The following is an 11696-nucleotide window of genomic DNA, read 5'->3' on the forward strand; positions in this document are numbered from 1 at the left end:
GCTCACGCGCGGTCGTGGCGGATCGCGTCCGCGACGACCTCGCCGATCAGGACGGCGGTCGCCGCGGGACCGCGCAGGGGAGCGGCCGGAAGGATCGAGGTGTCCGCGACCCGCAGCCCCCGCACCCCGTGGACCCTGCCGTACTGGTCGACCACGGCGTGCCGGTCGTCGGCCGGACCCATGGGCGCGCTCGCGCAGGCGTGCACCGAGGTGCCGATACGGGCCCGGATCCACGCGTCGAGCAGGCCGTCGTCGGCCAGCGTCTCCTGGCCGGGCCCCGCCGTCGAGTCCGGCGCGACGACGGTACGGAAGGCGGGTGCGGCGATCAGTGCCGCGGTCGTCCTGACGGCCTCGCGCAGCCGCCGCCGGTCGTCGGGCGTCCGCAGATAGCCGTAGTCGACGGTCGGCGGCACCGCGGGGTCGGCGGAGACGATCCGCAGGCGTCCGCGCGGTCGCGGGGCCTGCGCGGAGACGAGGAAGGGCAGCGGCGCGCCGGGCAGCGACGTGCGGGCGCGGATCAGGGCCGCCATCGGCGTGAGCGACTGGAGGATTTCCAGGTCGCCCGCCGCGGGGCCGCCGCTCGACACCAGGTGGAGGGCGCCGCCGAGCCAACCGCCGTCGGCGGCGGGCACGTCGCCTACCGGGGTCCACTCCACGACGATCTGCGGGTGGTCGCTGAACGACCCGCCGACGCCGGGGGCGTCCCGCAGCACGGGGATGCCGAGGCGTTCGAGGTCCGCGCGCGGGCCGATGCCGGACAGCGCCAGCAGGTGCGGTGACCCGAAAGCGCCCGCGCACAGCACGACTTCACCCGCCGTGACGGTCTCCCGTACGCCGTCGCGTTCGGTCTCCACGCCGACCGCGCGGCCGTGCTCCACCAGGACTCGGCGGACGGTGCGGTCGCCGAGGACGGTGAGATTGGGGCGCGCGAGCGCGTCCTGGAGGTAGCCGACGGCGGTGTTGGCGCGTACGCCGTCGACCGCGTTCGACGGCACCGGGCCGAAGCCGGGCGCGCCCTGGTCGTTCTTGTCCGGCTCGGCCGGGAACCCCGACTCGCGGGCCGCCGCGCCGAACGCCGCGGCGGCGGGGTGGTCGAGCGCGGTCCGCCGCACCCGGACCGGGCCGTCCGCGCCGTGGACGGCGGACGCGCCGTAGTCCAGGTCGGTCTCCATCCGGCGCAGGAACGGCAGCATCCGGTCGAAGGACCAGGCGTCGTTGCCCGCCGCCGCCCACCGGTCGAAGTCGTCCCGCCGGGCCCGTACGAAATACCCGCCGTTGACGGTGGTCGAGCCCCCCAGGATCCTGCCCCGGCCGATCGTGTGGGGACGCTCGGGTGTCAGACGCGCCGGATACAGCCACAGCGGCGCCCCCCGCGCCCACGCCCCCGGTACGAGCCGCGCGTCCAGCAACTCCGGCGCGAAGGTTCTCGGCGCGGGCCCCGCCTCGATCAGCGCCACCGTCCGCCCCGCGTCCTCGCTCAGCCGCGCGGCCAACGGCCCCCCGCTCCCGCCTCCCCCGACCACCACGACATCGGCCCGCGCCACCCCGCTCGTCGGACCCACGCCCCGCCCCTTTCCCACCGGTTCACAGCCACCCTAGGCGAGCCCCCCTCCCGTTCCCGGTCGGCGCTCCCGCCGGGCCCGGTCAGGCGGACGGGCTCCGCGCCGGGGTCTCGCCGAGGGCCGGACCTTCAGCGGTGGGGAGCGGGCGCAGGCCGGGGGCCAGGGCGAGGGTGACGGCTACGGAGGCGGTCGCCATCACGGTCATGGCGGTGGCGGGTGAGGTGCGCTGGGCGACAGCTCCCGCCAGGGTGGCGCCGACGCCCTGGAGGGTGAGCGTGCCGGAGGAGTGGAGGCCGAGGGCGTGGCCGCTGAGGGCGTCGGGGGTGAGGGACATGAGCCGTTCCTGGAGGAGGAGGCTCGCGGAGTAGCCGACGGAGGCGAGGACGACGGCGGTCACGGCGAGCGGCAGGGCGGGGTGGAGGGCGAAGGCGAGGTAGGGGGCGGCGAGCAGCAGCCGCAGCGGGGCGCCGAGGCGTTCGCGCCAACGGCGGGGCAGGAAGCGGCCGGTGAGGGTGTCGCCCGCGAGCATCCCGAGGGCCGCGCTGGCGAAGAGGAGCCCGGCGTGCCGGGGCGCGTAGGGGACGTAGAGGGATTCGCAGCCGACGATGAGCCCGTTGGGCACCCACAGGGCGAGGTAGACGTAGCGGCGGGGCACGGACGACCAGAGCAGGCCGTTGGTGCGCCAGGTGTCGGCGACCGAGGGGCGTCCCGTGGTACGCGGCGGGCGACCGCTCAGGCCGAGCCGGGCGACGGCCGCGGCGGCCAGGTAGAGCGCGGCGCCGGCCAGCAGGGTGCCGCGCGGGGACAGCACGGTGACCAGGACCCCGCCGACGGCGAAGCCGCAGATCTGCGTGGCGCCGACCGACATGTTGAGCACGGACCTGCCGAGCAGATAGCCGTCGCGCTCAAGGATCTCGTTGAGCAGCCCGTAGCGCACTCCGCCGCCCAGTGAGGCGATCAGCCCCTCGCCGAGGAGTACGGCGAAGGCCGCCCACACGGGCAGTCCCGGCACGGCCTGGGCGGCGGTGCACAGGCCGAAGAGCAGGGCGAGCCCGGCCGTCGCGGCGCGCGGCGGCAGCCGGTCGGCGGCCGACAGCAGTGTGGCCGCGCCGACGACCTGGACCAGCGCCGGGCCGAACATCGCCAGGGCGGACAGCAGCGGCGAGCCGGTCGCCGTGTAGATCAGCGTGCCCAGCGCGAGACCGCTCACCGTGGACGCGGCCGTCGACAGCGAGCCGGTCGCGAACAGCGGCGTGAACTCCGGGGCGCGGAAGAGTTCTCGGTAGGTGCGCATGGACGGGGAGTCTCCGCGGCCCGGCCGGCCCGGCGTTAGAGTTTCGCGGGGAGGCGAAACGATGGGCTGGTGGCTGGTCAACGCGGACACCCTGGCGGGAGGCCGTTTCGTCGTCTCCCCGCTGGCCGAGACCGTCGCGAGCCTGCTCGACCTGGCGGGCGCCACGGCCGCGCACCCCGGCGAGAGCGCGTGGCTGCGCGCCCACCGGTCCGCGTACCGGCGCCGCCTGGCCGAGGACCCGGTCGCCGCGCTGATCGTCGGGGCCGGATTCCGGCCGACCTGGATCGCGGACTTCCTCATCCCCCCGCCGCGGGCCGAGGGCGAGCCGTCGATCGAGGCGGAGCTGGACCGTATCCGTACGACCCCGGCCGACGTCGCCCGCGCCGACCTGGCGACATCGCTGGGCGGACCGCTGCCCGCCTGGCTGCCCGAGGCCGAAGTGCCCCAGCGGGCCGCGGATGTGATGCGGTGGGTGTGGACGGAGACGGTCCTGCCGTACTGGCCCCGGCGGCGCCGCGTTCTCGAGGCCGACATCGTGGCGCGCACCCGGCAGTTGAGCCAGGGCGGCTGGACGGCGGCGCTGGACGACATGCGGCCGGGGATGCGCTGGCTGGGCGAGGGACGGCTCCAGATCAACGCGTACGACAATCCGCCGCGCGAGATCTCCGGGGCGCGGCTGCTGTTCGTGCCGGTCACCCCGCGCCGCAGCTGGGTCTCCTGGGACCGGCCGCACCGCTACGCCGTGATCTACCCGTGCGCGGGCGTACTGGCCGAGCCGGACCCGCCCTCGGCGCCGGACGCCCTGCGCGCGCTGCTCGGGCCGGGGCGCGCGGCCGTCCTCGTCCTCCTGGACTCCCCCAAGAGCACCACCCAACTGGTCGCGCTCACCGGCCAGGGACTCGGCTCCGTCGGCCGCCATCTGAAGGTGCTCTTCGACGCCGGTCTGATCCGGCGCCGTCGCGCGGGGCGGTCGGTGCTCTACTACCGGACGGACGCCGGGGAGGTGCTGGTGGGCGCCCAGCGGCACGAGTGAGCCGTCGTCGCGGAGCGGGCGGGGCGCTCAGGAACGCGTGGCCGTCGTGTCGATCTGTTCCTCGGCCGGGCCGGGGGACGCGGCGGCGGCCGGGAGCGCGGCGCGGCGGCGCGCGTACGGGCCGATGGCCTCGGTGAGTTTGCGGGCGATGGGCTCGGTCCAGCGGGCGGTGAGCGGGCCGAGGACGACCAGGATCAGCACATACGCGGTGGCCAGCGGCCCGATCCGGGGCTCGACACCGACCGCGAGTCCCGCGATGACGATGGAGAACTCGCCGCGCGCGACCAGCGTGCCGCCCGCCCGCCACCGTCCGGCGGGCCGGATTCCGGCCCTGCGCGCCGCGTACCAGCCGGTGGCGATCTTGGTGAGGGTCGTGACGACGGCCAGGATCAGCGCGGGGACCAGGACCGGCGGGATGTCGGCGGGGATGGTGCTCAGGCCGAAGAAGACGAAGAAGACCGCCGCGAACAGGTCCCGCAGCGGGGTCAGGAGATTGCGGGCGCCTTCGGCGACCTCACCCGACAGCGCGATGCCGACCAGGAACGCGCCGACGGCGGCGGACACCTGGAGCTGCTGGGCGACACCGGCCACCAGCAGCGTCAGGCCGAGCACGACCAGCAGCAGCATCTCGGGATTGTCGGAGGAGACGGCGCGGCTGATCAGCCGCCCGTGGCGCAGCGCCACGTACAGGACGATCCCGACCGTGCCGAGCGAGATCAGCAGAGTGAGGGTGCCGCCCGCGAGACTCACGCCCGCCAGCAGGGCGCTGAGAATCGGCAGATAGACCGCCATCGAGAGGTCTTCGAGTACCAGCACGCCCAGAATGAGCGGGGTCTCACGGTTGCCGAGACGGCCGAGGTCCCCGAGGACCTTCGCGATCACACCCGACGAGGAGATCCACGTCACGCCCGCCAGCGCGACGGCGGCGACCGGACCCCAGCCCAGCAGCAGCGCGGCCACCGCGCCGGGTACGGCGTTGAGCGCGAAGTCCACCGCGCCCGAGGGGTACTGCGTTTTCAGATTCGTGACGAGTTCCGAAGCGCTGTACTCCAGGCCGAGCAGCAGAAGCAGCAGGACGACGCCGATCTCGGCGCCGGTGGCCACGAAGTCCTCACTGGCGTGTAGCGGGATGAGCCCGCCTTTGCCGAAGGCCAGCCCCGCGAGCAGATAGAGGGGAATCGGCGAGAAGCCGACACGTCCCGCGAGGCGGCCGAGGATGCCCAGGGCGAGAATGATCGCCCCGAGCTCGATGAGCATGTCGGTCGTGTCGTGCACAGGCTCTTATCCCCCTGTGATCAGTTCCGCGACGGCGTCCACACCTTCGCGGGTGCCGACGACGACAAGGATGTCGCCGACCGCGAAGCGGAAGTCGGGAGTGGGCGACGGCACGGCGGCCGTGCGGCGGAGCACGGCGACGATCGAGGCGCCGGTACGGGTACGGGCCTGCGTGTCGCCGAGCGTGCGGCCCGCGTACGGCGACCGTTTGCTCACCGTGATGTGCTCGGTGACCAGGTCGATCTCGAAGTGCTGGCGCAGGTGCGCGACCGGGTCGGGCGGGAGCAGTTCGGCGAGCGCGCTCACTTCGTGCGGCTCCAGGACCACGGCGTCCTTGCAGGCGTCGTCGTCCTCCGGGTCGTGGAACGCCAGGGTGCGCCGCCCGTCGTGGTGCACGACCACCGACAGGTGCCGACCGGCGTCGGTGGACACGTCGTAGCGGATGCCCACCCCCGGGAGCGGGGTCTTGCGCGCGTGAACGGTGTGCTGCATTGCGTGCTCCAAGGGGGACGGGACGTGTCGTGTGAACGGCGTCCGGGCCGACCGGTGTGGGTCGGGCGGTCGGGCGGCGCGGCGCGTTCGCCGGGTCGGCGGCGACCGCGGCTCCTACCAGGGTCGCGGGCGGACCGACCGAGCCATAGTAAAGGAATGGCAAATGGATTGCGGGGGCGGGATCGGGCCCCCCTCGCCGGCCCCCGGCGGGGCGCCCGCGCGGCGGGCCGTCGAGGGGGGAAAAGCGGTTGACGGGAGCCGCCGCCGCGCGGTCGTATGACGCCCCATGACCACCCCGCCCATGCACCCTGACCTGCACCCCATCGACGCCGACCTCGTACGGCGGCTGGTGGCCGAACAGTTCCCCCGGTGGGCGGGGCTCGACGTGCGGCGGTTCCCGTCCGGCGGCACGGTCAACGCGATGTACCGGCTCGGCGACGACATGGTGGTCCGTCTGCCGCTCGTGGCGGGCGGGGCCGGGGACGTCGCGCTGGAGCAGGAGTGGCTGCCGCGGCTCGCGCCCCTGCTGCCCGCGGCCGTTCCCGAAGTCCTCGGCGCCGGGGAGCCCGCGCGGGGGTATCCGTGGCCGTGGTCGGTGTACCGGTGGCTGGACGGCGAGCCGCCCGAGGCGGGGGCGCTGACCGAACCCGTACGCCTGGCGGAGGACATCGCCGGATTCGTGCGGGCGATGCGGGACGTCACGCTGCCGGACCCGCCGCCCGCCTATCGCGGCGAACCGCTCGCCCACCACGACGCGTCGACCCGGTCGGCGATCGCGCGACTGCGCGGGATTCCGCAGGAGGGCGTCGATTGCGCCGGCCTGACCGCCGTGTGGGAGGACGCCCTGCGCGCGCCCGTCTGGGACGGGCCGCCGATGTGGGTGCACTCCGATCTGATGCCGGGCAATCTGCTGGTGTCGGGGGGCCGGCTGACCGCGGTGATCGACTTCGGGTGCGCGGGCGTGGGCGATCCGGCCTGTGACCTGTTCCCCGCGTGGAATCTGCTGCCGCCCGACGCGCGGGAGGTCCTGCGCGGCACGCTCGGCGTCGACGACGCGACGTGGAGGCGCGGGCGGGGCCGGGCGCTCTCCCAGGCGGTGAACGCGCTGCCGTACTACCGCGAGACGAATCCGACGATGGCACGTAACGCCCGGCATGTGATCCGCGCGGTGCTCGCCCAGGACTGAGCCCCCGGGCCGCTGGGCGCCTGGGCACCCGGCGGCCGAAAGGGCCCCGCACACAGCGACGTCCGGGGCGGCTTCTGCGAGCCGCCCCGGACGTCGTGGCCGGGATGTGCGTCAGACGCGGTCAGGCGTCCTCACCCGGTGCCCCGGAGGCATCGTTCTCAGACCAGGTCGAACCGGTCGAGGTCCATGACCTTGGCCCACGCCGCGACGAAGTCGTTGACGAACTTCTCCTTCGCGTCGTCGCTCGCGTAGACCTCCGCCAGGGCGCGCAGCTCGGAGTTCGAGCCGAAGACCAGGTCGGCGCGGGTGCCGGTCCACTTGACCGCGCCGGAGGCGTCGCGGCCCTCGAAGGTGTTCGCGTCCTCGGACGTCGCGCTCCACGTCGTGCCCAGGTCGAGCAGGTTGACGTAGAAGTCGTTGGTCAGCGTGCCGGGGGTCTCGGTGAGGGCGCCGAGGGCGGACTGCTGGTAGTTGGCGCCCAGGACGCGCAGGCCGCCGACGAGGACGGTCAGCTCGGGGGCGCTCAGGTTCAGCAGGTTCGCCTTGTCGATCAGCAGGTACTCGGCGGGCAGCCGGTTGGCCTTGCCGAGGTAGTTGCGGAATCCGTCGGCGGTCGGCTCCAGGGCGCTGAACGACTCGACGTCGGTCTGCTCCTGGGTCGCGTCCACGCGGCCCTGCGTGAACGGCACCTGAATGTCGAACCCGGCCGCCTTGGCGGCCTGCTCGACGCCGACGCCACCGGCCAGCACGATCAGGTCGGCGAAGGAGATCCCCTTACCGCCGCTCTGGGCGGCGTTGAAGGACTCCTGGACACCTTCCAGGGTGCGCAGCACGGTCGCCAACCGGTCGGGCTCGTTGACCTCCCAGCCGATCTGCGGCTGGAGACGGACGCGCGCGCCGTTGGCGCCGCCGCGCTTGTCGCTGCCGCGGAAGGACGAGGCCGAGGCCCACGCGGTGGAGACGAGCTGGGCCACCGACAGCCCGGAGCCGAGGATCTGGCTCTTGAGGGCGGCGATGTCGGAGGCGTCGAGCGGCTCGTGGGTGGCGGCGGGCAGCGGGTCCTGCCACAGCAGCACCTCGGAGGGGACCTCGGGACCGAGGTAGCGCACGACCGGGCCCATGTCGCGGTGGGTCAGCTTGTACCAGGCGCGGGCGAAGGCGTCCGCGAACTCGGCGGGGTTCTCGAAGAAGCGCCGCGAGATCTGCTCGTACGCCGGGTCGACCCGCAGCGCGAGGTCGGTGGTGAGCATCGTCGGGGCGTGGCTCTTGGACGCGTCGTGCGCGTCCGGTACGGTGCCGGCGCCCGCGCCCTCCTTCGGCCGCCACTGGTTGGCGCCCGCGGGGCTCTGGAACAGCTCCCACTCGTAGCCGAAGAGGATCTCGAAGAAGCTGTTGTCCCAGGCGGTCGGGGTGTTGGTCCAGATGCCCTCGAGACCGCTGGTGATCGCGTCGCCGCCCTTGCCGGTGCCGTAGCTGTTCTTCCAGCCGAGGCCCTGCTGCTCGACGGAGGCGGCCTCGGGGTCGTCGCCGACGTTGTCGGCCGGGCCCGCGCCGTGGGTCTTGCCGAAGGTGTGGCCGCCCGCGATCAGCGCGACGGTCTCCTCGTCGTTCATCGCCATCCGGCGGAAGGTCTCACGGATGTCGCGGGCCGCGGCCAGCGGGTCGGGCGTTCCGTTGGGGCCCTCGGGGTTGACGTAGATCAGGCCCATCTGGACGGCGCCGAGCGGGTTCTCCAGCTCGCGGTCGCCCGTGTAGCGCTCGTCGCCGAGCCAGGTGGTCTCGGGGCCCCAGTAGACGTCCTCGTCGGGCTCCCAGACGTCCGCGCGACCGCCGCCGAAGCCGAAGGTCTCGAAGCCCATCTGCTCCAGGGCGACATTGCCGGTGAGGATCATCAGGTCGGCCCAGGACAGGCTCTGGCCGTACTTCTTCTTGACCGGCCACAGCAGACGGCGGGCCTTGTCCAGGTTGGCGTTGTCCGGCCAACTGTTGAGCGGGGCGAAGCGCTGCTGGCCCGCGCCGCCGCCGCCGCGGCCGTCGCTGATGCGGTACGTGCCCGCGCTGTGCCACGCCATACGGATCATGAAGGGGCCGTAGTTGCCGAAGTCGGCGGGCCACCAGTCCTGGGAGCTGGTCAGCACCTGCGCGATGTCCTGCTTGACCGCCGCGAGGTCGAGGGTCTTGAACGCCTCGGCGTAGTCGAAGTCCTCGCCGAGCGGGTTGGCCACGGCGGGGTTCTTGGCAAGGATCTTCAAATTGAGCCGCTCGGGCCACCACTGGCGGTTTCCGCCGCCCTGAGTCGGGTGCGGCGCGCGTCCGTGCGCGACCGGGCAGCCACCCCCGCCCTCCGCCTTCGCGTCAGTGACGATTGCATCATGGTTCTCAGACATGGGAATCCTTCCGGACCAGGCGGATCACGGTGCTCAGGAACTGCGGGGAAATGGAACAGTCGGGGCGCTCGGCCCCGGGAGACGACCGCGGTTCGTCGGGCGACAAGTCGAACGACGAGCCAGGGTCATCGGACACGGTCGGGCGGGCGGTGGCCGTGACGCGGGCGGTCCCCACCCTCAGGCCGACGCCGCGCGACTTCACGGCGGTGGTCCCGTCACGTCTCCGTCTCCTGCCCTACTGGGGGCTTCCTGTCCCTTGGTTATCGCCGGAACCGATCCTACGATGGACTGTGTCCAAGTCAAGAAGCGGGCCAAGCTCATATCCCATCAGACTCCGGACGCCCATGAGTAAACTTCGGGCATCCCGCCGAACCTGAATAGGTGAACCGACATGAGTGACCTGCTGGAGCGGCTGCGCGGACGCGGCTGGCGGATGACCTCCCAGCGCCGCGTCGTCGCCGAGGTTCTCGACGGCGACCACGTCCACCTGACGGCCGACGAGGTGCACGCCCGCGCGGCCGGGCGGCTGCCGGAGATCTCGCGGGCCACCGTCTACAACACCCTGGGCGAGATGGTCGCGCTCGGCGAGGTCATCGAGGTCTCCACCGACGGCCGCGCCAAGCGGTACGACCCGAACGCGCACCACGCCCACCAGCACCTGGTGTGCTCGCGCTGCGGCACGATCCGGGACGTCCACCCGACCGGCGACCCGCTGGCCGACCTGCCGCCCGAGGAGCGCTTCGGTTTCAGCGTCTCGGCGTTCGAGGTCACCTACCGGGGCGTGTGCCCGTCCTGCGCGTGAGAAGCGGGCCTCAGCGCGGACGCCGGTAGCCGTCAGTCCTCGGCGGCGGGCAGCGCCGTCGCGACCACCCGGCGGATGGCGGGCAGGTCGACGCTCGCGGCGAGCGCGTCGTCCTCCGGCATGCCGGTGGTCGCGTCCTCGACGTTGAGCAGGGTGCGGAAGACGCGCGGCAGCACGGTGCGGCCGAGCAGGTCCTCGGCGAGGGCGGCGCCGTCCTCGGGTCCCATGCCGTAGTGCTCGACGAGATACGCGGCCAGCCGTTCGTGGGTGGTGGCGAACATGGCGTCGAAGTACGCGCGGGAACTGGCGGGCAGCCACGCGGCGGCGGCGATGCTCAGCCGGCAGGTGCGCACCTGCGACTCCCACGTCATGAGCTGGAGGAACCGCCCGCAGAACAGGGTGACGGCTTCCGCGGGGTCCGCGGAGTACGCGTCGGGTGTCCGCAGCCTGCCGAGGTAGAGCTCGCGGACGAGTCCGAGGACGGCGAGGAACAGCTTCTCCTTGTTCTCGAAGTGCGCGTACAGCGACCGCTTGGACGTCCCGGCGCGGGCGGCGACGGCGTCCATCGAGGCGCGCTCGTACCCGGCCTCGAGAAACACGTCCTTGGCCATGAACAGGATGTGGCGCCGCAACTCCTCGCCCCGTCGCTGCTCCCCGCGCTGTCGCGGCCCGCCTTCTTGGGTCATCGGTTTGCATCCTCAAAAGTAAACGGTACGGTAGAGTTTACTTGTTCGAGCGACCTTTTCCCATGCCGCTGGAGTGAACTCATGATCGTCATCACCGCACCTACCGGAAATATCGGACACCAGGTGGTCGACCGCGTTCTCGCCGCCGACGAGCCGGTCCGCGTCGTCGTCCGCGACCCCGCCCGGCTGAGCGCCGGCGTCCGCGAGCGCGCGGAGGTGGTCCAGGGCTCGCACGGCGACCCCGAGGCCGTGGCCCGCGCCCTCGACGGCGCCGACGCGCTGTTCTGGCTGCCGCCGCCCAACCCCCACGCGGCCACCCTAGACGAGGTGTACTCCGACTTCGCCCGGCCCGCCGTCGAGGCGATCCGCGCCTACGGCGTCAAGCACGTCGTCAGCGTCAGCTCCCTGGGCCGCGGCACCGCCTACGCGGACCGGGCCGGGCATGTGACGGCTACGCTGGCCCTGGACGACCGGCTCGCGGAGACCGGCGCGGCCTTCCGGTCCCTGAATCTGCCCAGCTTCATGGACAATCTGCTCCGCCAGACCCAAGTGATCAAGGAGCAGGGCGTGTTCTTCAACGCGCTCTCCCCCGACCGCGCGATGCCCACGGTGGCCACCCGCGACATCGCCGCCGTCGCCGCCCGCCTGCTGCTCGACCCCTCGTGGAGCGGCCGGGAGGACGTACCGCTGCTCGGCCCCGAGGACCTGTCGCAGAATGACACGGCCGCCGTGATCGCCGACGTCCTCGGCTTCCCGGTCCGCTACCAGCAGGTCCCGGCGGGGCCGTTCAAGGAGCGGTTCCTCGGCGCGGGCATGTCCGAGGCCATCGCCCAGGGCATGCTGGACATGGCGATCGCCAAGGACGGCGGCCTCGACAACGGGATCACCCGCACTCCGCAGCACGCCGTCGACACCCCCACCACGCTCCGGCAGTGGTGCGAGGACGTCCTCAGGCCCGTGGTCGAGGCCGCCTGACCGA

General features: G+C 73.1%; 10 protein-coding genes. 4 read left to right on the top strand and 6 right to left on the bottom strand.

What is annotated here, in order from left to right:
* Nucleotides 1–2 precede the first annotated feature (2 nt).
* Nucleotides 3–1562: a mycofactocin system GMC family oxidoreductase MftG gene (gene mftG / locus ACFY9V_RS18380; protein ID WP_391161927.1), complete on the bottom strand. Its 1560-nt coding sequence runs from the start codon at nt 1560–1562 to the stop codon at nt 3–5.
* A gap of 82 nt (nt 1563–1644) precedes the next feature.
* On the bottom strand, nt 1645–2856 hold the full coding sequence (locus tag ACFY9V_RS18385; protein WP_391161928.1) for an MFS transporter: 1212 nt from the start codon (nt 2854–2856) through the stop codon (nt 1645–1647).
* A 61-nt stretch (nt 2857–2917) separates the two neighbouring features.
* Here ACFY9V_RS18385 and ACFY9V_RS18390 point away from each other — a divergent pair, with 61 nt between their 5' ends.
* Complete coding sequence (locus ACFY9V_RS18390) at nt 2918–3889, top strand: ArsR family transcriptional regulator (protein WP_391161929.1); 972 nt, start codon at nt 2918–2920, stop codon at nt 3887–3889.
* A gap of 27 nt (nt 3890–3916) precedes the next feature.
* Here the strand turns inward: ACFY9V_RS18390 and ACFY9V_RS18395 are convergent, their stop codons facing one another.
* Nucleotides 3917–5164 carry a cation:proton antiporter gene (locus ACFY9V_RS18395; protein ID WP_391045004.1) on the bottom strand — a complete coding sequence of 416 codons (1248 nt, stop codon included), beginning with the start codon at nt 5162–5164 and terminating at the stop codon, nt 3917–3919.
* A gap of 6 nt (nt 5165–5170) precedes the next feature.
* Nucleotides 5171–5656: a cation:proton antiporter regulatory subunit gene (locus tag ACFY9V_RS18400; RefSeq protein WP_188281150.1), complete on the bottom strand. Its 486-nt coding sequence runs from the start codon at nt 5654–5656 to the stop codon at nt 5171–5173.
* 286 nt (nt 5657–5942) lie between these two features.
* Between ACFY9V_RS18400 and ACFY9V_RS18405 the strand changes: the two genes are divergently transcribed.
* On the top strand, nt 5943–6842 hold the full coding sequence (locus tag ACFY9V_RS18405; RefSeq protein WP_391161930.1) for a phosphotransferase: 900 nt from the start codon (nt 5943–5945) through the stop codon (nt 6840–6842).
* Between the two features lie 158 nt (nt 6843–7000).
* Here the strand turns inward: ACFY9V_RS18405 and katG are convergent, their stop codons facing one another.
* Nucleotides 7001–9229, bottom strand: a complete 2229-nt coding sequence (gene katG, locus ACFY9V_RS18410) for a catalase/peroxidase HPI (protein WP_391161931.1) — start codon at nt 9227–9229, stop codon at nt 7001–7003.
* 391 nt (nt 9230–9620) lie between these two features.
* Here katG and ACFY9V_RS18415 point away from each other — a divergent pair, with 391 nt between their 5' ends.
* On the top strand, nt 9621–10031 hold the full coding sequence (locus ACFY9V_RS18415; protein WP_391045013.1) for a transcriptional repressor: 411 nt from the start codon (nt 9621–9623) through the stop codon (nt 10029–10031).
* A 32-nt stretch (nt 10032–10063) separates the two neighbouring features.
* Here ACFY9V_RS18415 and ACFY9V_RS18420 read toward each other — a convergent pair whose 3' ends face one another.
* On the bottom strand, nt 10064–10717 hold the full coding sequence (locus tag ACFY9V_RS18420; protein ID WP_391161932.1) for a TetR family transcriptional regulator: 654 nt from the start codon (nt 10715–10717) through the stop codon (nt 10064–10066).
* Between the two features lie 81 nt (nt 10718–10798).
* Between ACFY9V_RS18420 and ACFY9V_RS18425 the strand changes: the two genes are divergently transcribed.
* Nucleotides 10799–11692: an NAD(P)H-binding protein gene (locus tag ACFY9V_RS18425; RefSeq protein ID WP_391161934.1), complete on the top strand. Its 894-nt coding sequence runs from the start codon at nt 10799–10801 to the stop codon at nt 11690–11692.
* Nucleotides 11693–11696: the final 4 nt, after the last annotated feature.

Source organism: Streptomyces sp. NPDC008317 (assembly GCF_042955955.1).
Taxonomy (GTDB): Bacteria; Actinomycetota; Actinomycetes; order Streptomycetales; family Streptomycetaceae; genus Actinacidiphila.

Coding starts and splice junctions, on each gene's coding strand:
- ACFY9V_RS18420 (WP_391161932.1), bottom strand. CDS start 10,717: ATGACCCAAGAAGGCGGGCCGCGACAGCGCGGGGAGCAGCGACGGGGC.
- ACFY9V_RS18415 (WP_391045013.1), top strand. CDS start 9,621: ATGAGTGACCTGCTGGAGCGGCTGCGCGGACGCGGCTGGCGGATGACC.
- ACFY9V_RS18405 (WP_391161930.1), top strand. CDS start 5,943: ATGACCACCCCGCCCATGCACCCTGACCTGCACCCCATCGACGCCGAC.
- ACFY9V_RS18390 (WP_391161929.1), top strand. CDS start 2,918: ATGGGCTGGTGGCTGGTCAACGCGGACACCCTGGCGGGAGGCCGTTTC.
- katG (WP_391161931.1), bottom strand. CDS start 9,229: ATGTCTGAGAACCATGATGCAATCGTCACTGACGCGAAGGCGGAGGGC.
- ACFY9V_RS18425 (WP_391161934.1), top strand. CDS start 10,799: ATGATCGTCATCACCGCACCTACCGGAAATATCGGACACCAGGTGGTC.
- ACFY9V_RS18400 (WP_188281150.1), bottom strand. CDS start 5,656: ATGCAGCACACCGTTCACGCGCGCAAGACCCCGCTCCCGGGGGTGGGC.
- ACFY9V_RS18385 (WP_391161928.1), bottom strand. CDS start 2,856: ATGCGCACCTACCGAGAACTCTTCCGCGCCCCGGAGTTCACGCCGCTG.